The sequence below is a fragment of the Roseinatronobacter sp. genome, assembly GCF_051859525.1.
Lineage (GTDB): Bacteria > Pseudomonadota > Alphaproteobacteria > Rhodobacterales > Rhodobacteraceae > Roseinatronobacter.
In genome coordinates this window covers 1-18,933 of the sequence record NZ_JBHYFM010000031.1, presented here as the reverse complement: position 1 = coordinate 18,933, position 18,933 = coordinate 1, and the positions used below count along the sequence as shown (strand labels likewise).

General features: G+C 59.6%; 19 protein-coding genes and 2 tRNA genes. 8 read left to right on the top strand and 13 right to left on the bottom strand.

The annotated features are described in order from the left end of the window. Positions 1-3 precede the first annotated feature (3 nt). The 5 genes from yidC to rpmH form a co-directional block, all read right to left on the bottom strand. Positions 4-1,776: a membrane protein insertase YidC gene (yidC, locus tag ACTIE1_RS15475; protein WP_439561591.1), complete on the bottom strand. Its 1,773-nt coding sequence runs from the start codon at positions 1,774-1,776 to the stop codon at positions 4-6. A gap of 90 nt (positions 1,777-1,866) precedes the next feature. Beyond that, positions 1,867-2,736 carry a tRNA 2-thiocytidine(32) synthetase TtcA gene (gene ttcA / locus ACTIE1_RS15470; RefSeq protein ID WP_439561592.1) on the bottom strand — a complete coding sequence of 290 codons (870 nt, stop codon included), beginning with the start codon at positions 2,734-2,736 and terminating at the stop codon, positions 1,867-1,869. Positions 2,737-2,793: 57 nt separating this feature from the next. Next, complete coding sequence (gene yidD, locus ACTIE1_RS15465) at positions 2,794-3,048, bottom strand: membrane protein insertion efficiency factor YidD (protein ID WP_439561593.1); 255 nt, start codon at positions 3,046-3,048, stop codon at positions 2,794-2,796. Then, positions 3,045-3,458 carry a ribonuclease P protein component gene (gene rnpA / locus ACTIE1_RS15460; RefSeq protein WP_439561881.1) on the bottom strand — a complete coding sequence of 138 codons (414 nt, stop codon included), beginning with the start codon at positions 3,456-3,458 and terminating at the stop codon, positions 3,045-3,047. The genes yidD and rnpA overlap by 4 nt, the downstream gene beginning before the upstream one ends. 37 nt (positions 3,459-3,495) lie before the next feature. Beyond that, a complete protein-coding gene (rpmH, locus tag ACTIE1_RS15455) occupies positions 3,496-3,630 on the bottom strand; it encodes a 50S ribosomal protein L34 (RefSeq protein ID WP_071797364.1) in 135 nt (44 codons plus the stop codon). A gap of 269 nt (positions 3,631-3,899) precedes the next feature. Here rpmH and ACTIE1_RS15450 point away from each other — a divergent pair, with 269 nt between their 5' ends. From ACTIE1_RS15450 to ACTIE1_RS15435, 4 genes are all read left to right on the top strand, one after another. Then, complete coding sequence (locus tag ACTIE1_RS15450) at positions 3,900-4,634, top strand: TVP38/TMEM64 family protein (protein ID WP_439561594.1); 735 nt, start codon at positions 3,900-3,902, stop codon at positions 4,632-4,634. Next, positions 4,631-6,031, top strand: coding sequence for a dihydrolipoyl dehydrogenase family protein (locus ACTIE1_RS15445; RefSeq protein WP_439561595.1), 1,401 nt, complete (start codon positions 4,631-4,633; stop codon positions 6,029-6,031). Before ACTIE1_RS15450 ends, ACTIE1_RS15445 begins: the two co-directional genes overlap by 4 nt. 24 nt (positions 6,032-6,055) lie before the next feature. Beyond that, the gene (locus ACTIE1_RS15440; protein ID WP_439561596.1) at positions 6,056-7,453 is read left to right on the top strand and encodes a sensor histidine kinase; all 1,398 of its coding nucleotides are present in this window, start codon (positions 6,056-6,058) and stop codon (positions 7,451-7,453) included. 72 nt (positions 7,454-7,525) lie between these two features. Continuing rightward, positions 7,526-7,602 (top strand) — tRNA-Arg (locus ACTIE1_RS15435). A 131-nt stretch (positions 7,603-7,733) separates the two neighbouring features. On the opposite strand, the gene ACTIE1_RS15430 is transcribed toward ACTIE1_RS15435, so the two are convergent. The 7 genes from ACTIE1_RS15430 to ACTIE1_RS15400 all read right to left on the bottom strand — a co-directional run bounded on the left by ACTIE1_RS15430 (position 7,734) and on the right by ACTIE1_RS15400 (position 15,123). Next, positions 7,734-8,690, bottom strand: a complete 957-nt coding sequence (locus ACTIE1_RS15430) for a succinylglutamate desuccinylase (protein WP_439561597.1) — start codon at positions 8,688-8,690, stop codon at positions 7,734-7,736. A 12-nt stretch (positions 8,691-8,702) separates the two neighbouring features. Next, on the bottom strand, positions 8,703-9,560 hold the full coding sequence (locus tag ACTIE1_RS15425) for an N-formylglutamate amidohydrolase (protein ID WP_439561598.1): 858 nt from the start codon (positions 9,558-9,560) through the stop codon (positions 8,703-8,705). Continuing rightward, the gene (locus ACTIE1_RS15420) at positions 9,557-10,558 is read right to left on the bottom strand and encodes an ABC transporter ATP-binding protein (RefSeq protein ID WP_439561599.1); all 1,002 of its coding nucleotides are present in this window, start codon (positions 10,556-10,558) and stop codon (positions 9,557-9,559) included. Before ACTIE1_RS15420 ends, ACTIE1_RS15425 begins: the two co-directional genes overlap by 4 nt. Then, positions 10,555-11,538: an ABC transporter ATP-binding protein gene (locus tag ACTIE1_RS15415; RefSeq protein ID WP_439563480.1), complete on the bottom strand. Its 984-nt coding sequence runs from the start codon at positions 11,536-11,538 to the stop codon at positions 10,555-10,557. Before ACTIE1_RS15415 ends, ACTIE1_RS15420 begins: the two co-directional genes overlap by 4 nt. 1 nt (position 11,539) lies before the next feature. After that, entirely contained in the window at positions 11,540-12,454 is a 915-nt protein-coding gene (locus tag ACTIE1_RS15410; protein WP_439561601.1) for an ABC transporter permease, read from the bottom strand. After that, positions 12,451-13,431 (bottom strand): ABC transporter permease, encoded by a 981-nt coding sequence (locus tag ACTIE1_RS15405; RefSeq protein WP_439561602.1) that lies wholly within the window; start codon positions 13,429-13,431, stop codon positions 12,451-12,453. Before ACTIE1_RS15405 ends, ACTIE1_RS15410 begins: the two co-directional genes overlap by 4 nt. 81 nt (positions 13,432-13,512) lie before the next feature. Next, on the bottom strand, positions 13,513-15,123 hold the full coding sequence (locus tag ACTIE1_RS15400; protein WP_439561603.1) for an ABC transporter substrate-binding protein: 1,611 nt from the start codon (positions 15,121-15,123) through the stop codon (positions 13,513-13,515). Positions 15,124-15,299: 176 nt separating this feature from the next. Between ACTIE1_RS15400 and ACTIE1_RS15395 the strand changes: the two genes are divergently transcribed. Beyond that, complete coding sequence (locus ACTIE1_RS15395) at positions 15,300-16,232, top strand: LysR family transcriptional regulator (RefSeq protein WP_439561604.1); 933 nt, start codon at positions 15,300-15,302, stop codon at positions 16,230-16,232. Next, positions 16,229-17,392, top strand: a complete 1,164-nt coding sequence (gene argE / locus ACTIE1_RS15390; RefSeq protein ID WP_439561605.1) for an acetylornithine deacetylase — start codon at positions 16,229-16,231, stop codon at positions 17,390-17,392. Before ACTIE1_RS15395 ends, argE begins: the two co-directional genes overlap by 4 nt. Before the next feature lie 17 nt (positions 17,393-17,409). Here the strand turns inward: argE and ACTIE1_RS15385 are convergent, their stop codons facing one another. After that, on the bottom strand, positions 17,410-18,195 hold the full coding sequence (locus tag ACTIE1_RS15385) for a hypothetical protein (RefSeq protein WP_439563479.1): 786 nt from the start codon (positions 18,193-18,195) through the stop codon (positions 17,410-17,412). Between the two features lie 228 nt (positions 18,196-18,423). Between ACTIE1_RS15385 and ACTIE1_RS15380 the strand changes: the two genes are divergently transcribed. Both ACTIE1_RS15380 and ACTIE1_RS15375 read left to right on the top strand, forming a co-directional pair. Next, positions 18,424-18,513, top strand: a tRNA-Ser gene (locus ACTIE1_RS15380). A gap of 149 nt (positions 18,514-18,662) precedes the next feature. Next, positions 18,663-18,933: Arm DNA-binding domain-containing protein (locus ACTIE1_RS15375; protein ID WP_439563478.1), on the top strand; the 271-nt coding region annotated here is incomplete at its 3' end.

The following is an 18,933-nucleotide window of genomic DNA, read 5'->3' as shown; positions in this document are numbered from 1 at the left end:
GGCCTAGCCCTTCTTCTTCTTTTTCACACCGATATTGCCCAGAAGGTCCGGCCTGCTGCCATTCATCGCCATGATGGAATATTGCTGTGTGAAGGTGATGACATTGTTCGCGATCCAGTACAGCACCAGACCCGATGCAAACCAGCCCAGCATGAACATGAAGATCCACGGCATCCATGTCATCACGGCCTGCTGGATGGGTTCGGTGGGTGTCGGGTTCAGTTTCATCTGCAACCACATCGACACACCCAGCAAGATGGGCAGAATACCGATGAACACCATCGCCAGAATGCTTTCGGGATGTGGCGCCGCCCAAGGCAGCAACCCGAACAGGTTCATAATGGATGTGGGGTCAGGGGCCGACAGGTCGTTGAACACACCGAACCATTCTGCATGCCGCAAGTCGATAGTGACAAAAATAACCTTATACAGCGAGAAGAAGATCGGGATCTGCAACAGGATCGGCAGACAACCCGCAGCGGGGTTCACCTTCTTTTCCTTGTACAGCTTCATCATTTCCTGCTGCATCATCTGGCGGTCATCGCCAGCGCGTTCCTTCAGCGCCATCATTTCGGGCTGAAGTTCCTTCATCTTGGCCATGCTGACATAGGATTTCCACGCCAGCGGCAGCAACACGGCCTTGATCAGCAGCGTCAGGGTAATGATGGACCACCCCATATTGCCGATAATTCCGTTGATGAAATACAGCGTTGCGAAGATGGGTTTGGTCAGAAAGAAGAACCAGCCCCAGTCGATCGCATCGATGAACCGGTCAATTCCCAGTTCACGTTCATAGGCACGGATGATGCTCCATTCCTTGGCACCGGCAAAGAACATTGTCTGGACCTGCTCGCTCTCGCCCGGGCCGACAACAAGCGTCGGCAGGTCGGCGCGGGTCTGGTACACATCGCGCGCGGGGATATAGCGCGACACGGCAGAAAACGCCTGACCAGGTTGCGGCACAAGCGTTGCCATCCAGTATTTGTCACTGATGCCCAGCCAGCCATTCTCAGCAACTTCGGTCACACGCGCATTCGTATTTTCGCGATCGTGGATGCGCAGGTCACGAATGGCCTTGTATTTATCTTCATTCAGCCTGCCATCGGCAACTTCGATAAACCCTTCATGGCTGATGAAGAAATTTTCCAGATCGGACGGCTCTCCATGACGCGACAACAACCCGTAGGGCGCGACGCGTGCAGTTGCATCACCTGCGTTCTCGACGCCCTGTGTGATGGTGAACATGAAGTTTTCATCGACTTCATAGCGCTGTGTGAAGCGCAGGCCCTGATCGTTGGTCCATGCCAGCGTCACCGGCGCGCCAGGCGCCAGGCGCGTGCCCTCGACCAGTTCCCAGGCTGTGCTGGCGCCGGGAACGTCATCCCAACTGACATCGCGACCGGGACGCCACCCGTGCAATGCATAAAACGCCTCTCTCGTGCCTTCGGGGGTCAGCAAATGCACGATATCGGAATCGGCATCCACCGTTTCGCGGTAGTCGCGCAATGCCAGATCATCGATGCGCCCACCGCGCAGGTTGATCGTGCCGACCAGACGCGGGGTATCGATGTCGATACGCGGCAGTTCCGGCAATCCGTCACTGTCCAGCCCCTCGACCATGGCGGGTGCCTGCTCGCCTTCGGCAAGCGGCAACTCGGCCACATCAGCGGCATCTTGCGGTGCGGGCTCGGGGGGCGGGAACATCCACATCCAGACAACCAGCACAAACAGGCTGAGAGCAAAGGCCAAAAGCAGATTGCGGTTCTGTTCGTCCATGAAAAGGCCGTTTCCTGTCACATAAAGGGTCGCGCCCGGTTCAACAGAAGCACTGGGCAAAGGTCAAGCGGTTTTCCCTGATTTGTCCCGTCACAAGGTCAGATCAGGGGGCGCATTCGGGTCGGGTGGTGGTTTGACCCCGCGCGCAAGGGCCAGAAAGTCGAAAAGCTGTGGGTCCGGCATATGCGATGGACGCACATTCATCAAGGCACGGAACATGACATTCCGCCGCCCCGGACTGCGCTTTTCCCATTCATCCAGAAGCGCCTTGACCTGCATGCGTTGCAGACCTTCTTGCGATCCGCACAGGTCACAGGGAATGATAGGGAAATTCATGGCCCGCGCGAAGCGGTCACAATCCTGTTCCGGCACAAAGGCAAGGGGGCGATATACGAACAGGTCGCCGTCTTCATTCACCAGCTTCGGCGGCATGGTCGCCATCCGCCCGCCATGAAACAGGTTCATGAAAAACGTCTCCAGCAGGTCATCGCGGTGATGGCCCAGAACAACCGCACTGCACCCTTCTTCGCGCGCGATGCGATACAGATTACCCCGCCGCAACCGCGAACACAGCGCGCAATAGGTACGCCCCTGCGGCACCTTGTCCACAACTATGGAATATGTATCCTGATACTCAATCCGGTGCGGCACCTGCATCCTTGTCAGAAATTCGGGCAAGACGGTCGCCGGAAAATTCGGCTGCCCCTGATCCAGATTGCAGGCCAGCAATTCCACCGGCAACAGCCCGCGCCATTTCAACTCGATCAGCGCGGCCAGCAGCGTATAGCTGTCCTTGCCGCCCGAAAGGCATACCAGCCAACGCGCGCCCGGTTCGATCATGCCGTATTGGTCAATCACCGCGCGGGTTTCGCGAATGATGCGCTTGCGCAGTTTGCGGAACTCGGTGGTGTCGGGGGCCCCTTGCAGGATCAGGGGAAGATCGGCAGTTTCATCAAGCATCTGGGCGCATCCATCCTTGTTTGGCGGCTATGCCATAAAAAACCGGACACTGCAAAGTCAGCGGCGCTGTTTCGCATCATGTTCCGGATCAACCCCCGGCACGGGGTCATACCCGGATTTGCCCAGCGGGTGACAACGCCCGATACGGCGCAGCGCCAACACTGCCCCCTTGATCGCGCCATGTTTTTCGAGCGCTTCAAGGGCATAGGCCGAACATGTAGGCTGATAGCGGCAGTTATGTCCGACCCATGGGCTGAATACCACGCGGTAAAACCGCACCGGCAGCGAAAAGACCCACGCCAGCGGGGTCACTTCTGTGTCCCGTGCAGCTTGTGCAAGGCATGTTCCAGATCGGCATGCATCGCATAAAAATCCCGACTGACTGTCGCATCAGGCCGTCCGACCAGAACATAATCCCAGCCAGCCAGCCCATGATGCGCCAGCACAACGCGCGCAATCTCGCGCAGGCGCCGCTTGGCGCGATTGCGGATGACCGCGTTCCCGACCTTCTTGGAGCAGGTGAAGCCCACCCGCCAAGGGGCGTCATCATCGCGCGCGCGCGCCTGCAACAGAAATGCAGGACAAGGCAGGCGTTTGCCCTTGGCTGTGCGCAGGAAGTCGGCGCGCAACTTCAGGATATCAGGCTTTCCATATGATAAAACCGCCGATGCATCTGCAGCGTAGGCGGTTTGCCCTGCCACATTTGCTTTCGGCGGTGCCATCATGGTCCCTCCGGCCCGAAATATCGGGCCAAATACCTTAGGCCGACAGGTTCTTACGACCGATACGACGGCGTGCGTTCAAAATCTTGCGGCCGGCTTTGGTTGCCATGCGTGCACGGAAACCGTGGCGGCGCTTGCGGACCAGATTGCTGGGCTGATAGGTGCGTTTCATCGCTCCGTTCCTTCATTCCGGCAACCGCAACCCATTCGGATTCGGCCACCCATCCAATTACAGACCCGCCAGATACGTCCCCGAACCGCGCAAGTCAATTCGCAATCGCACTGTTTCAAGTGGATTTCCACAAAAAGCCACACTGCGTTGTAATAATCCTGCCAATATACTCTCTCGCGTTCAACCTGTCGTGAACACGCTATTGCGTGCGCAACAAATGCGCCATCTGGTACGAAGTATAGGGACATTATCGGAATAAGGAACGCTGCGTGACCAACTCTGCCCCCCTGCCACCACCGCGATGGCGCCAGCGCCTGCCCGTTCTGATGATCCTGTGCGTTGCAGCCATTGGTGCGGTTTTGCTGCGTGATTATCTGAATTTTGACACACTGCGCGAAAACCGTGCCCTGCTGCTTGGTTTTCGGGATGCGCATTATGCGGTCACCGCTGCGGTTTTTGTCGGGGCCTATATCGCGATTGTAGCGTTCTCATTGCCGGGCGCGACGGCAGCCACCCTGACTGGGGGGTTCCTGTTCGGGCTGTTTCCGGGCGCATTGTTCAACCTTGTCGCCGCCACGACAGGGGCCGTACTGATTTTTCTGGCCGTGCGCGCCGGTTTCGGGCGTGCCATGGCGGCCAGGATCGATGCCAGCGACGGGCGCATGAAGCGCCTGACATCAGCGATCCGCGAGAATGAGGCGCCAGTGCTGTTTTCGCTGCGGCTGATGCCGGTTCTGCCATTTTTCGTGATGAATGTGATTCCCGCGCTGATTGGCGTCAGATTGTCGGTCTTTGCCACGACAACCTTCTTCGGCATACTTCCGGGCGGTTTTGTCTACACCTGGGTCGGGGCCGGACTGGGAGAGGTGTTCGCGCGCGACGAGACGCCTAATATGGGAATCATATTCGAGCCTCACATCCTTGGTCCGCTGCTGGGACTTGCAGCCATTTCGGTGCTGCCCGCGATTATCAAGGCACTGCGCAAAAAGGACATTGCACCATGAGCGATTTGAAAACCGATATCTGCGTCATTGGCGGCGGGTCCGGCGGGTTGTCCGTGGCGGCGGGGGCGGTGCAGATGGGGGCGCGCGTTGTTCTGGTCGAAGGTCACAAAATGGGCGGGGATTGCCTGAATTACGGGTGCGTCCCCTCCAAGGCACTGCTGGCGCGGGCGAAGGCGGTCAAGGCACGCGGACATGCCGCCCCTGCCACGGCGCAGGATTTTCAGGATGCCATGGCACATGTGAAATCGACCATTGCAACGATCGAACCGCATGATTCGATAGAACGCTTCGAAGGTCTGGGTGTTCAGGTCGTTCAGGGGTATGCCCGCTTCACCGGCCCCGACAGGATCGACGTTGACGGCACCACCATACGCGCACGCCGGTTCGTCATTGCGACCGGATCAAGCCCGCTGGTTCCGCCCATTCCGGGGTTGGACAGCGTGCCCTACATGACCAACGAAACCCTGTTCGCGCAGCCCGATTGCCCCGGCCACCTGCTGATTATCGGCGCAGGGCCAATCGGGCTGGAAATGGCGCAGGCCCATCGCAGGCTGGGTGCACGGGTGACCGTCATCGAAGGGGCTGCGGCACTGGCACGCGACGATCCGGACGCGGCGGCACTGGTCGTGGCGCATTTGCGCAATGAAGGCGTCGAGATTGTCGAGAATGCCCATGTCGAACAGGTTTCAGGCCGCGCGGGCGCCATAGAGGTTCAGGTCAGAGGCGGCACCATATTCGCAGGCACCCACCTTCTGATTGCCGCAGGGCGCAAGCCCAATCTGGACCGGCTGGATCTGGATGTTGCGGGCATTGCCCATGATCGCCACGGTCTGAAACTGGGCGCGAACCTGCGCACAACGAACCGGCGCGTCTTTGCCATCGGCGATGTGGCCGGACATGGGCAGTTCACCCATCTGGCAGCGTATCACGCGGGCCTTGTCATCCGTTCCTGTCTGTTTGGCCTGCCGGTCAAGGCACGGCAGGATCACATTCCCCACGTCACCTACACAGATCCGGAACTGGCACAGATCGGCCTGACCGAAGCACAGGCACGTCAGAAATACGGCGGCCAGCTTAGCGTGCAGCGTATCGGCTATGGCCAGATCGACCGCGCGCAGGCGGACGGGCGCACAGACGGGTTCATCAAGCTGATGGTCGCGCGGGGCCGTCCTGTCGGGGTCACACTGGCCGGCGCGCAGGCGGGCGAATTGATTGCCCCTTTTGCGCTGGCAATGGCCAACAACCTGAAGATGGGCGCGATTGCGGGAACCGTGCTGCCATACCCGACATTGGCGGAAATCGGCAAACGTGCGGCTGGGGCCTATTTTTCGCCTAAGCTATTTGATAACCCTATGATAAAGCGCGTCGTCAGAATGGTGCAGAGATGGCTGCCCTGAGTAACACCGTGCGCAAGAGGGAGCATGTTCGTCAACACGCTGTCGGGTCGATTCCTGCTGCTTGCTGTCATCTTCGTGATGCTGGCGGAGGTGCTTATTTTTGCCCCCTCCGTCGCCCGTTATCGCGAAGAATATCTGCTTGCGCGGCTGGAACGTGCACAGATCGCATCGCTGGCGCTACTGGCATCTGACGGGTCCATTGCGGGGGAACTGGCCGGGGAATTGCTGGAAAATGCGGGGGTGTTCAACGTCGTGCTGCGTCGCGACGAAGTCCGCGAACTGGTCCTGTCCTCGCCCCTGCCCGGCCCTGTCGATGCGACATACGATCTGCGTATGGGCAGTATGTTCAGCCTGATCCGCGATGCATTTGCAGAATTGGGGGCGCGCGAACCGCGTATCATCCGCGTGATCGGAGACCCCGTGCAGCGGGGCGGCTTGCTGATCGAGATTGCACTGGACACATCGGATCTGCACCGTGAATTATGGGATTACGGGCAGCGTATCCTGCTGCTTTCACTAGCGATTTCGATTTTCACCGCACTTTTGCTGTTTCTGTCGGTGCGTCTGTTCGTCGTCACGCCTATGCGACGGGTTATCCAGTCAATGGCGGTTTATGCCGAATCCCCCCAGGACCAGACACGAATTATCACCCCGCAGTCCAATATCCGTGAATTGCGCGATGCAGAAGACGCGCTGCACCGTATGCAAAGTGATCTGACAGGGCTTTTGCGCCAGAAGGACCGTCTGGCGCAACTTGGCGGATCGGTCGCGCGCATCAGCCATGACCTGCGCAATATGCTGACAACAGCCTCGATGCTGGCCGACCGGATGGAGGCCAGCGACGACCCCAGCGTGAAGCGCGCGGCACCCAAACTTGTGGGGTCATTGTCACGCGCTATCAATCTGTGCGAGGCAACGCTTGCCTTCGGCAAGGCCGAGGAACCGCCACCACGCCTGACGCGTGTACAGCTTGCGCCCCTGGTCGAGGATGTCATCGAAAGCGAACGCCTTGCCCTGGCGGATGACGCAGAGGTGACGTTTTTGGCCGATATTCCCGCAACACTGCACCTGCGTGCCGATGAAGAACAGTTATTTCGGGTGCTGCACAATCTTGTGCGCAATGCCCGTCAGGCACTGGAAGCGACACGCCAGCCCGGCGTCATCGAGATTTCGGCGCAGGACAGCAAATCTGACGGGCATAGCGGCGTTTGCATCCGCGTGGGGGATACAGGTCCGGGCCTGCCCCCCCGCGCCCGCGATCATTTGTTCGAGGCCTTTCAGGGGGGGGTGCGCAAGGGCGGTGTCGGGCTGGGATTGGCCATTGCCGCGGAGCTGGTTCGCGGCCATGGCGGGCGGCTTGAGCTGACACGCTCTGACCAAGACGGCACCGAATTCCGTATCTGGATGCCGAATGCAAATTGATCTGATATTTTGCGAAAATACTTCCAAGCCCCCCTTGCAAAGCCCGCAACAGGCGGATAGTTAGCCCTCAACGCGCCCGTAGCTCAGCTGGATAGAGCACCAGACTACGAATCTGGGGGTCAGAGGTTCGAATCCTTTCGGGCGCGCCATTTACCCTAATCGACTGAAATACCGCCAATATGGTTGCGCAAAAGCGCGGCCGGTCTGCCGGCATTAACAGATATTCACTTGCACTGCGGGTTTCGGTGGCAGACCCGCATTATGCGCGTCTGCCCGAATTTCAACTGACAGGCTGTGCCAGCCGGACTGCAGTTTTGCCGGGCCAAAGCCGTTCCGAGGGCATGATCAGAACTGTGGTCGGATGCGGTGCGCGGATTTCACGCGCGCCATCATGGCCAATCAACGTGCCTTGTGGCAGATGCTCGAACCCGCGCCAGTCACTTGCGAAACGGAAATTATCGGTTTCCACTGTCACAGGGCCGGACACTTCGTAAAAACGCATACTGTCGGGCGCGGGCAATGGCCGGTGCGCTTGCGCATAGTCCTGCGACACGGCGCCTGTCGCGGCAAGATAGGCCAGCGTCGTGTCCAGCGCGATATCAGCGGCAGGCGTTTCCCAATGCTGGCCACATTCCACCAGCAGCGCATTGCGTGGCGAATGTTCATCCGCGAAACCGGCATAATCGCGCATGCGCACACCTTCGTCATGGCCACGATCACTGACAGCAACGGCAGGCGTGCCGACCGCGCGCGCCAGATCCCGCCCCTTGGCCAGCGTTCCCGCAATCGTCAACGGTTCAGTTTTGTGTTGCATGGAATGGATGTCCAGCAGCAGGTCAACTGTGTCCAGCCAGGGCCGGATTTCGCGTGCGCGCGCCAGTTCCACAGTCAACTTGCGTGTGTCATCATCCAGAACCTGCGCCGACCACAGGCGGTTGAAATCCTCGTCCACCCAGCGGCTGTCATTGGGGTTTTCGGCATCAAAGGCGTGATAGGCAGCGGTGTTGATGAAGGCCAGTGACAGCCTGCCCTGCAAGGGGCGCACATCATGCTTGAACAACCAGTCCAGCGCGATCGCCCCACAAGGTTCGTTGCCATGCACAACAGCACTGACCGCAACATGCGGGCCGGGCTGGCCACTGTCAAAAGTCCAGATATAGGGTACGCCCGTATTACCGGCGGCATATGCCGAGATATCGGGCGGGGTCAGTTCCACAGGATAGGACGCAGGGGTCATCAGTCAGGGCCTTTATGATTGGTCGGCGGCAAATTCGGCAAGATGGGCGGACAGGTCATTCAACAACACTTGCAGCGCTGAAAAACCTTTATTGGGCTGGCGTGTTGCCTCGTCCATATACAGGCGGCGGTTGATTTCTATCTGTATGGAATGGCGGTTCGCGGTGGGGTTTCCGTTCGCGCGCACCAGTTCCATGCCCTTGTAAGGATCGTTAATTCCCACCGACACGCCACGCGCGACCAGAAAATCGCGGATGGTTTGCGTCAGCACGGGCGCGCAACTGGTGCCATCGCGATCGCCAAGAACAAAATCCGCGCGCGTAGTGCCCATTGGCTCGGGCGACATGGCACTAGCATGATGCGGCATGGAATGACAATTGACATGCCAGACCTGCCCCCAGCGGGCATGGGTCGAATCCAGCAGGCTGCGCAGTGTGGTTTGATAGGGTTGGTGATAGGTGTCGATGCGGTGCTGCACTTCTGCCGCCGTCAGCGGGCGGTCATACATCGGCGCGCCATCTGGCGGCACCCGTGTCCAGCACAGCCCGATGCCATTTCGGCTTTTGACCGACGGGCGCAGGGGCATGGCCAGCGTGCCGTCAATCTGCGCGGGGTCCAGATCGTCCACCGCGCGGTTGGTATCGGCATAAGATCGCGGGAAAAGCGCATGAAGCATCACCCCGCCAATATCGACCACGCCCGCAAACAAGGTATGGACATGCGTATCTTCGGCCATGCGCAGGGCCGCGCGGTCCGCAATGGGGCGAAAATCGGCTGGGTAATCGGTGCCGGAATGGGGGCTGTCAAACACCAAGGGCACATGCTGGCTGTCAGCGCCCACAACTTCAAGCACACCGGGGATGATGGTCATTCGACACCCCCATCTTCCAGATGGCAGGCCACGGCGCGGGGGCCGGTGTGCCGCAAGCGCGGCACTTCGCGCGAACATCTTGGTCCGGCGAAGGGGCAGCGCGTGTGGAAATGGCACCCTGGCGGCGGGTTCAAGGGTGACGGAATCTCGCCCTTGATCGGCTCGAACCGGCGCTTTTCAAAGGACAGGCGCGGCACTTCGGCCAGAAGCGCCTGCGTATAGGGGTGACGGGCATCGGCATACAGGGCCTCGGTCGGGGCGATTTCCACAACACGACCCAGATACAGAATGACCACCCGATCCGAGATATGCTCGACCACGCCCAGATCATGGCTGATGAACAGATAGGCCAGACCCAGTTCACGGCGCAGCCGCATGAACAGGTTCAGAACCTGCGCCTGAATCGACACATCCAGCGCGGCCACGGATTCATCACAAATCAGGAATTGCGGACTGACCGCCAAGGCGCGCGCGATTACGATACGCTGGCGCTGCCCCCCCGAAAACTGGTGCGGGTAGCGGTCGCCAGCAGACGGTTCAAGCCCGACCCGTTCCAGTGTCTCGGCCACGAATTCACGGGCCTGCGACTGCTTGATGATGCCATGATATACCGGCGCTTCGGCAATGATGTCGCGCACCCGCATCCGCGGATTCAGCGACGACATGGGATCTTGAAAGATCATCTGTATCTGTAGCGCCGCGGCCTTTGTCTCGGCACGGTTGCGGGTGGTGATATCGGCACCCTGAAACAGGATTCTGCCCTTCGTGGCGGGCAGCAATCCCGCGATCATCCGGCCGATGGTGGATTTGCCGGACCCGCTTTCGCCGACCAGCCCCACCACCTCGCCGGGCGCTATGGAAAAGCTGACATCGTCGACAGCATGCACCGTGGCGGGTTCATGCCCTACCCCCATGCGCGCGGCCATGCGCGCGGCCATATCGTGTTCTTCGCGAAACAGCTTGGACAGGTGTTCGATTTCGATCAAGGCATCGCTCATTGTGCCACCTCGGCCGCCGGTTGCATCGGGTGAATACACCGCGCGTGCTGGCCTGTGGGCATTTCGCGCGGCACTTGTTCGGCACGGCAGGCATCGGTTGCCTTCGGGCAGCGGGGCCGGAAGGCGCAGCCTTGCGGCAAATCCAGAAGCGGCGGCGTCATACCGGGGATCTGCGCCAGATCCCCGCCACGCTTGTTGCGGCTGGGGATCGATTCGATCAATCCATGGGTATAGGGATGCGCAGGGTGGCGCAGCACAGTGGCCGCACGCCCCTGCTCGACAATACGTCCCGCATACATAACGGCAATATTGTCCGCCAGACTGGACACGACACTAAGGTCATGGGTCACCCAGATCAGCGCCGTGCCACTGGTTTCGGCCAGTTTCTGCACCTCGGCCAGAATTTGCGCCTGAATGGTCACGTCCAGCGCCGTGGTAGGTTCATCCGCGACAATCACTTCAGGGTCGTGCAACAGCGCAATGGCAATCGCCACACGCTGGCGCATGCCACCAGAAAACTGGTGCGGATAGGCCTCCATGCGTTCGGCGGGTGAGGGAATGCCGACACGCGCCAGCGTGGCAAGGCAGCGTTCGCGCGCGGCTTCCTTGCTGATATGCTCATGCGCCTGAACCGCCTCGATCATCTGGGTGGAAATTTTCAGAACCGGATTCAGCGTCATCATCGGGTCTTGAAAGATCATCGCGATGTGCCGGCCACGAATGGCCTGCCATTCACGTTCCGACATATTGGCCAGATCGCGGCCCTGATACAGGATACGCCCGCCAACGATACGGCCCGGTTTATCCACCATCCCCATGATCGAAAAACCGGTGACGGTTTTGCCAGACCCGCTTTCACCCACAAGGCCCATCACCTCGCCGCGGTTAACGCTGAAGCTGACACCATCAACCGCAGGAACAACGCCAGCGCGCGTGAAAAAATGGGTTTTCAGGTCTTCAACCTGTAGAACAGCAGTCATATCAGCGCCTCAGACGGGGGTTAAGGACATCGCGCAACTGGTCACCGACCAGATTGATCGCGATAATGGCAACCAGCAGGGCAATGCCGGGATACACACTGATCCAATAGGCCCCCGACAGCAGGTAGGAATAGCCATTGGCGATCAGCAGGCCCAGCGACGGTTCGGTCACCGGCACCCCCACCCCAAGGAAGGACAGCGTTGCCTCCAATGCGATGGCCTGTGCAATCTGGACGGTCGCCACAACGATCAGCGGCGGCAGGGTATTGGGCAACAGGTGGCGGAACATCACCCGCGCATGCCCCAGACCCAGCCCGCGCGCGGCGGCAATATAGTCGCGCTGCCGTTCCACAAGGGCCGATCCGCGCACCGTACGCGCATAATAGGCCCATTGCACGATCACCAGCGCGATGATCACCTTGTCCACCCCCTTGCCCAGAATGGCCAGCAGGATCAGCGCCACCAGAATGGCAGGGAATGACAGTTGCAGGTCCACAACCCGCATGATCAGCGTATCGACACGCCCGCCGAAATAGGCCGCAGTGATGCCCATTGCCATACCGATGGCCAACGCGCACAGTGTTGCAGTGACCGCGACCATCAGACTCATCCGCAGCCCGTAAATGATGGCCGACAGCATGTCGCGTCCCTGCGGGTCCGTGCCCAGCCAATAGGTCATGCCCCCGAAGGATTCCGACCCAGGTGGCATGTTGTTATCCATGATCGACAGTTGGGACAGATCATAAGGGTTCTGTGGCGTGATCCACGGTGCGAAGATCGCGGACAGCGCCATCACCACCATCACAAACAGACCGACCATTGCCAGCGGACTTGCAGCGAAATCCAGCACCGAGGCGCGCAGCGGGCTGACGGCCTTGGCCTTCTTGGGCGGCGTGGGGTTTGGTATATCGGTCATTGTGTCCCCCGCTGCGCCAGACGCACCCTTGGGTCCAGCACCGAATACAGCAAATCAACAAGGAAATTGATCAGCACGAACAGGAACACAATCAGCATCAGATAGGCCACGATAACAGGCCGGTCCAGCCGGTTGATACTGTCGATCAACAGCTTGCCCATGCCCGGCCATGCGAACACCGTTTCCGTGACCACCGCAAACGCGATCATCGAACCCAGTTCCAACCCCAGAATGGTCACGACAGGGATCATGATGTTTTTCAACACATGCACGAACACCACGCGCCGGTAGGACAGCCCTTTGGCGCGGGCGAATTTGATATAATCCTGCATCATCACCTCGCGCGTGCCTGCGCGGGCAAGGCGGATGACAAGCGCCATCTTGAACAGCGCCAGATTGATTGCAGGCAGGATCATGTGTTTCAGCCCGTCCCAGTTCAGAAAGCTGACCCGCATTCCCAGAAACTCGGTCGTCTGGCCGCGCCCGCCCGCAGGCAACCACCCCAGAAAAACCGCAAAAATCAGGATCATCATCAGACCTTGCCAGAAATTCGGCAGACTGAACCCCAAAATGGACCCCGCCATGATGCCGCGTCCGGTATAGGTGTCGGGCTTCAACCCCGCAATCACCCCCAGCGGCACGCCGAACACGATGGCCAGCACAAGCGCAAACAACGCCAGTTCCATGGTTGCAGGCAAACGCTGCAAAATCACCGACATGGCACTTTCGCCATAGACAAACGAGCGGCCGAAATCGCCCTGCAACAGGTTGCCGAAATAGACCCAGAATTGTTCCCACAAGGGCCGGTCCAGCCCCATCCGTTCCATGACTTCCAGACGCTGACGCTCGGTCGCTTCGGGGTTGATCAGGATGTCGACGGGGTTGCCAATTGCATAGACGCCGACAAAAACCAGCACTGCCATCGCAATGACAGCAAGCAGGCTCTGACCCAGACGCCGAAGCAGATATGCCACCATGGCGATGTTCTCCGCTGGCAAGAATGAAGAATAATGCGATGCGCCGGGCTTACACCCGGCGCATGCCACATGTGGACAGGATCAGTCTGCCCGAACCACAGCAGACCCCAGCGTGTACTGGTCCGCGCGTGCCTCGTATTCCAGACCGGGGGCAAGTGCCCATGTCGTCAGCTCATAATGGATGGGGACAATGGCGAATGTGTCCATCGCGATTGTGCTGGCTTCACGCAGCAAGCGCTCGCGTTCGCCGTCATCCACAGTTTGCAGTGCCTCGACCAGAAGATCGTCGATTTCCGTGTTGGAATGGCGTGCAAGGTTGGTTCCACCCAAGCTGCGATCAGGGTCGCGGGTGGCGACCAGCGCCCCCAGCGGCGATGACATCTCGCCTGTGCCCGCACCCCAGCCTGCAAGGAAGGCCGAGAAGTTGAAGGCGTTGCGGTCTGCAATGAACGCCGAGAAGGTCTTGGCGTCAACTTCGGTGCGCACACCAACCTGCGTCCACATCTGCGCCACGGCCTGCGAAATCGGGCCATCATTGATGTAGCGGTCATTGGGTGTGCCCAGCACGATCGAGAACCCGTCCTCATAGCCCGCTTCCGCCAGCAATTCGCGCGCGCGGTCAGGGTTATACGGGATCGCCGGACGGTCGGGGTTGGTGCCGAACATTGGCGCGGGCAGCAATTCGCCAGCGGGTTCGGACAGGCCCAGCATCAGCCTGTCGCGGATGGCTTCGCGGTCGATGGACAGCGCCAGCGCTTCGCGCACGCGGGCGTCCTGCAGCGGGTTGGTGTCGCCGTCGATGCCGGGCGTGGGCGCATCGCCCTGATCCAGCGCGATATAGATCACACGGTTGGACAGACCTGATGATATGGCAAAACCGTCCCCTTCGATCCGCGCGATGTCCTGCGTTGGCGGGTTTTCGATCATATGCACGTCACCGGCCAGCAGCGCGGCAACACGCGCGCCGGAATTGGTCAGCGGGCGCATGACGATTTCGTCCCATGCCGGCGCATCACCAAAGAAATTCTCATTGCGTGACAGGCGCAGTTCCTCGCCCCGGATATAGGCGCCCAGCGTGTAAGGGCCGGTCCCAATGGCAAAGCTGGGGTCATTGAATTCTGCCGACGCGGGCGCATCACCAACGCCTGTGCAACCATCCACGCCAAATGTCACTTCGTCCTCGGCACCTGATACAGACGCCGATATGATGCCGAAGGTCGACAACTGGTTCGGCAGCAGTGGCGCGGGGCCGTCTGTTGTGACGATCAGCGTATGGTCATCCTCGGCTTCCAGCCCTGCGATTGCGCGGGTGTACAACGTAAAGGGCGATGGCGCGTCCGGCACCAGCGGAATGCGGCAGATCGTATAGATCACATCACGCGCGGTGAATGCGTCGCCGTTGGAAAAGGTAACGCCTTCGCGCAGCGCAATGCGCCATGTCGTGTCGTCAATCGCTTCCCATTCGGTGGCAAGGCCAGGCTCCAGAAGCTGGTTTGCATCCTGCGCGATCAAGGGCGTGAAGATGTGCCGCGCAAGCGCATTGTTCGGCCCAAGGTTGTGGTAATGCGGGTCAACCGAGGTCGGCTCAGATGCAAGCCCGATGCGCAGCGTATCGGCCCCCACTGCGCCTGCGGTCAATGCAAACGCGGCGCTTGCGGATAAAAATAGTGCTTTCGATGAAGTTCTGGGCATTGGTAGCTCCCTGATTGTGATTCTCGAACGCCTTGCTGGTGACGTCTTATTGATCTTTTGACAGGGCGGGATGTGCGGGTGCATGACCTTTACAAGCCGCTCTTGCACTAAACGCTACGATGCATTAATCGTATTGTAAATAGAAAATAACATAACCAAAACGCATAGGCGGCGCGGTGCCCGACGATCATAACAAAAATGACGGATCCGACATCAGGTTACGCGAACTGCGCGTTTTGCGGGCGATTGTCACGACAGGCACCACAACGGCGGCCGCCGATCTTCTGGGAATCTCCCAGCCTGCCGTGAGTCGCGCATTGGCGCAACTGGAAGAACGCCTTGGCCGCACCCTGTTTTCGCGCGAAAGCGGGCGATTGCTGCCAACAGCCGAAGCGCTGGGGGTGGATGCCGAACTGGATATCCTGTTCAAGGTTCTGGCCCGCATCGAGAACCCCGACCGGCGCGCGCCCGACCCGACCGTTCCGCTGCGAATCGCGGCACCGCCGACAATTGCGCACCGTTTTCTGCCCGGCCCCGTGGCCGATTTTTCGCGCCGGTTTCCGGACCAGCGTATCCTGATTGATGTGTTATCCAGCGATGTGCTGGTAACTCAGGTGGCTGAAGGGCGCGTCGATATCGCCCTGTCGGATGCGGAACCGAACCACGCCGGCGTGCGCGTTGAGCCGTTTCGCGATTCGGACGTTGTGTGCCTGATGCAGCGCGATGATCCGCTGGCCGCCAAAACCGTCATCAGGCCAGAGGATCTGCATGATCGCGCCTATGTCGCGCAAACCCGCCGCCATTCTGCCCGCGTGGCCAAGGACCGTGCCCTTGCGGCCGCCGGTGTGCAGCCCAAGATCACGATAGAAACCGCAACCGTCGTCTCGGCCGCAGAACTGGTCCGCGAAGGGCTTGGCCTTGCGCTGATCAACCCTTTTCCGACGGCCTTGCGGCTGGACCCCAGCCTGACAACCCGCCCGTTTGAACCGCGCATCACCTTGCAAACCAGTTTCCTTTCGCCTGCCGACAGGCGCCATTCATCTGCGACACTGGCGTTTATGGCGATGGTGCGCGCGCGGGCAAGCCAAACCCATAACGGAGAGATATGATGCCAAACGCCGCCACGCAAACCGCCCTGAAGGCGCTGATCGGCTTTGACACCACAAGCCGGAATTCCAACCTGCCCCTTATTGACTGGGCCGAGGAGTGGCTGACCCGTCACGGGGCGGTCTGCCACCGCGTCTATGATGACACAGGCACCAAGGCCAATCTTTGGGCAACCTTCGGCCCTGCGGACGTGCCCGGCTGGGTGCTGTCAGGGCACACCGACACTGTGCCGGTGGACGGCCAAAACTGGACCGTGGACCCGTTCCAGCTGTCCGAACGTGACGGGCGGTTCTACGGTCGCGGAACCTGTGACATGAAAGGGTTTGTCGCCTGCTGTCTGGGACTGGCGCCGGTCTTGCAGCAGACCAGTCTGACGCGCCCTATTCATATGGCCTTCTCCTATGACGAGGAAATCGGCTGCATCGGTGTGCGCGGCCTGCTGCGCGAAATCGCCGAACTGCCTGTCCGGCCCATGGGCTGCATCGTGGGGGAACCAACCTTGATGCAGGTCTGCATCGGCCATAAAACCAAACGCAGCCTGCGCGCGACATTCACCGGCACCGCAGGGCATTCCTCGCGCGCGCCCGAATTTGTCAATGCCGTCGAATATGGCGCAAGGCTGGTTGTGCGGATGCAGGAAATCGGGCGCCGTCTGGCAACACATGGCCTGCGCGACCCGCTGTATGACACGCCGCACAGCACTGCACATGTGGGCACGGCACAAGGTGGAACGGCCCTGAATATCGTTCCGGAACGATTCGTTACTGATTTCGAATTTCGCGTCCTGACACAAGAAGATGCAGACGCGCTGGTAGACGAGATTCGCGCCTATCTGTTTGATGATCTTCTGCCGCAAATGCAGGCAACCGACCCGGCGGCAAATATTGAACTGGAATTGCTGGCGGCCTTTCCGGGGCTGGACACTGCCCCTGACGCCCCTGTTGCAATCACGGCCCGCACGCTCGCGCAGCGCAATGACAGCATCAAGGTCGCCTATGGCACCGAAGGCGGCTTGTTTGATGAGATGGCGGGCATCCCCACCATCATCTGCGGTCCCGGCTCCATAGGCGAGGCGCATCGCGCGGATGAATTTGTGACACTGGACCAGATTGACGCCTGCGAGCGCTTCTTGCACGCACTTGTGGAACAGTGCCGACAATAGGAACAGACGCGCAGCGGTTACAACGAATCGCTGCTTAATATCCGGCCCAGTCCGCGGCCCACACGCTCGGACAGGCCGACAAAAACCGTATCGAAAGCCTGAAACATGGCGCGGTTGAAGGCGACACCATGCGGACTGGCAGAATAATCAATATATGCCTGCAATTCCGCATCGGTTAGCGGCTGATAGGCCATCAGGAAATAAGCCTCTATCCAGTCCATCACATCACGGCGGATATCCGGTTCCTGCGCCTGCACCAGATACAGCAAATCATCGGCATTCATCCCCGCGCTGGCCCCTTCCGACAGCATGCCACGGTAATAGGCGTAGCTGGTGTTCATCCCAAGCGATACATTCAAATCAATCAGGTCATTCACCTGGATCCGCTCTCGTATCATTGCAAGCCGCGCCGAACCCCGACCATCTTCGCGCGCATCCATCAGCGCGTTGCGGGCCAGTTCGTCAATCTCGTCTTGCAATAATGCCTCGCGGGCCGACACTTCCAATCGCAAGACACGCTTTCCCAGATCGGAAGTGGCGAAGCGCAGGGCGTCATCGCGGGTTCCGGCCATATCACCGAGTGCGGCATCCAGCGCCGCCACAAATTCAGCATGCATGGTGCGCGCATGGTAGATATTTCCCAACTCCCTGCGCCACCCCTCCAGTTCCCGTTGCGATAGCGGCGCGGCATTATCCTGCCCGATGGCGGTCTTCCCCTCGGTCGCCATCACCTCGAACAACTCGTCCAGCAAAAACGCATCAGACAGGTCACTGGCAAGGCTTGCCCGCGAAAAAGGCACCATAGCGCCTGCGCAAATTAGCATAATAATGCAGATGCGTCGTGCCGTGATCAGCATTCCTGGTCCCCGTAGCGCAAAGTTGATATGCGAGAGTCTATCCGACCGGCACCAACGCGCAAACAACATTCACGCGAGCCGAGGCGCCGCGCCCCAAAATCAGCAATTTTCCTGTCAGGCACAATATTCCCCTTGCAAGCACAGCCCGACCACAGTAACCACCACACCGATCACGGAGAGGTGCCGGAGTGGTCGAACGGGGCGGTCTCGAAAACCGTTGTCCCTTTACGGGGACCCAGGGTTCGAATCCCTGTCTCTCCGCCAGCTACCAATTTCACTCATTGCTGCTCGACCTCAATCAGCCCCGTAGAAGGCTGTTTTTACGTGTTTATCTACATTCGTTGTTGCATTTGACTTCTCTTCGATTAGACTCGTTTCTGTTCATTGCGTGGTATAAATCGTGGTATTTTTGAATGAGCTATCACAGCGGAAAGCTAACGAAGAACCTTGTCAAGACCCTTGGCGCAGGCCGCCACGGGGATGGCAATGGCCTCTATCTCGTGGTCGATCCATCCGGCGCAAGACGCTGGATTGTGCGCGTCACGGTCAAAGGTCAGCGGAATCGAGAAGGCAAGCCGCTGCGCACAGATTTCGGCCTTGGCGGGGCCGATATCGTCACACTGAACCAAGCGCGCGACCGTGCGCTTGAATATCGTCGCATGGCCAAGCAGGGTATCAATCCAC

What these genes read in the sequence shown, in the direction of transcription:
- ACTIE1_RS15425 (WP_439561598.1), bottom strand. Translation starts at nt 9,560, where the DNA reads ATGACCATCATCCCCGGTGTGCTTGAAGTTGTGGGCGCTGACAGCCAG.
- ACTIE1_RS15420 (WP_439561599.1), bottom strand. Translation starts at nt 10,558, where the DNA reads ATGAGCGATGCCTTGATCGAAATCGAACACCTGTCCAAGCTGTTTCGC.
- rnpA (WP_439561881.1), bottom strand. Translation starts at nt 3,458, where the DNA reads ATGGCACCGCCGAAAGCAAATGTGGCAGGGCAAACCGCCTACGCTGCA.
- ttcA (WP_439561592.1), bottom strand. Translation starts at nt 2,736, where the DNA reads ATGCTTGATGAAACTGCCGATCTTCCCCTGATCCTGCAAGGGGCCCCC.
- ACTIE1_RS15400 (WP_439561603.1), bottom strand. Translation starts at nt 15,123, where the DNA reads ATGCCCAGAACTTCATCGAAAGCACTATTTTTATCCGCAAGCGCCGCG.
- yidC (WP_439561591.1), bottom strand. Translation starts at nt 1,776, where the DNA reads ATGGACGAACAGAACCGCAATCTGCTTTTGGCCTTTGCTCTCAGCCTG.
- ACTIE1_RS15410 (WP_439561601.1), bottom strand. Translation starts at nt 12,454, where the DNA reads ATGACCGATATACCAAACCCCACGCCGCCCAAGAAGGCCAAGGCCGTC.
- argE (WP_439561605.1), top strand. Translation starts at nt 16,229, where the DNA reads ATGATGCCAAACGCCGCCACGCAAACCGCCCTGAAGGCGCTGATCGGC.
- ACTIE1_RS15430 (WP_439561597.1), bottom strand. Translation starts at nt 8,690, where the DNA reads ATGACCCCTGCGTCCTATCCTGTGGAACTGACCCCGCCCGATATCTCG.
- ACTIE1_RS15445 (WP_439561595.1), top strand. Translation starts at nt 4,631, where the DNA reads ATGAGCGATTTGAAAACCGATATCTGCGTCATTGGCGGCGGGTCCGGC.
- ACTIE1_RS15385 (WP_439563479.1), bottom strand. Translation starts at nt 18,195, where the DNA reads ATGGTGCCTTTTTCGCGGGCAAGCCTTGCCAGTGACCTGTCTGATGCG.
- ACTIE1_RS15440 (WP_439561596.1), top strand. Translation starts at nt 6,056, where the DNA reads ATGTTCGTCAACACGCTGTCGGGTCGATTCCTGCTGCTTGCTGTCATC.
- ACTIE1_RS15405 (WP_439561602.1), bottom strand. Translation starts at nt 13,431, where the DNA reads ATGGTGGCATATCTGCTTCGGCGTCTGGGTCAGAGCCTGCTTGCTGTC.
- ACTIE1_RS15415 (WP_439563480.1), bottom strand. Translation starts at nt 11,538, where the DNA reads ATGACTGCTGTTCTACAGGTTGAAGACCTGAAAACCCATTTTTTCACG.
- rpmH (WP_071797364.1), bottom strand. Translation starts at nt 3,630, where the DNA reads ATGAAACGCACCTATCAGCCCAGCAATCTGGTCCGCAAGCGCCGCCAC.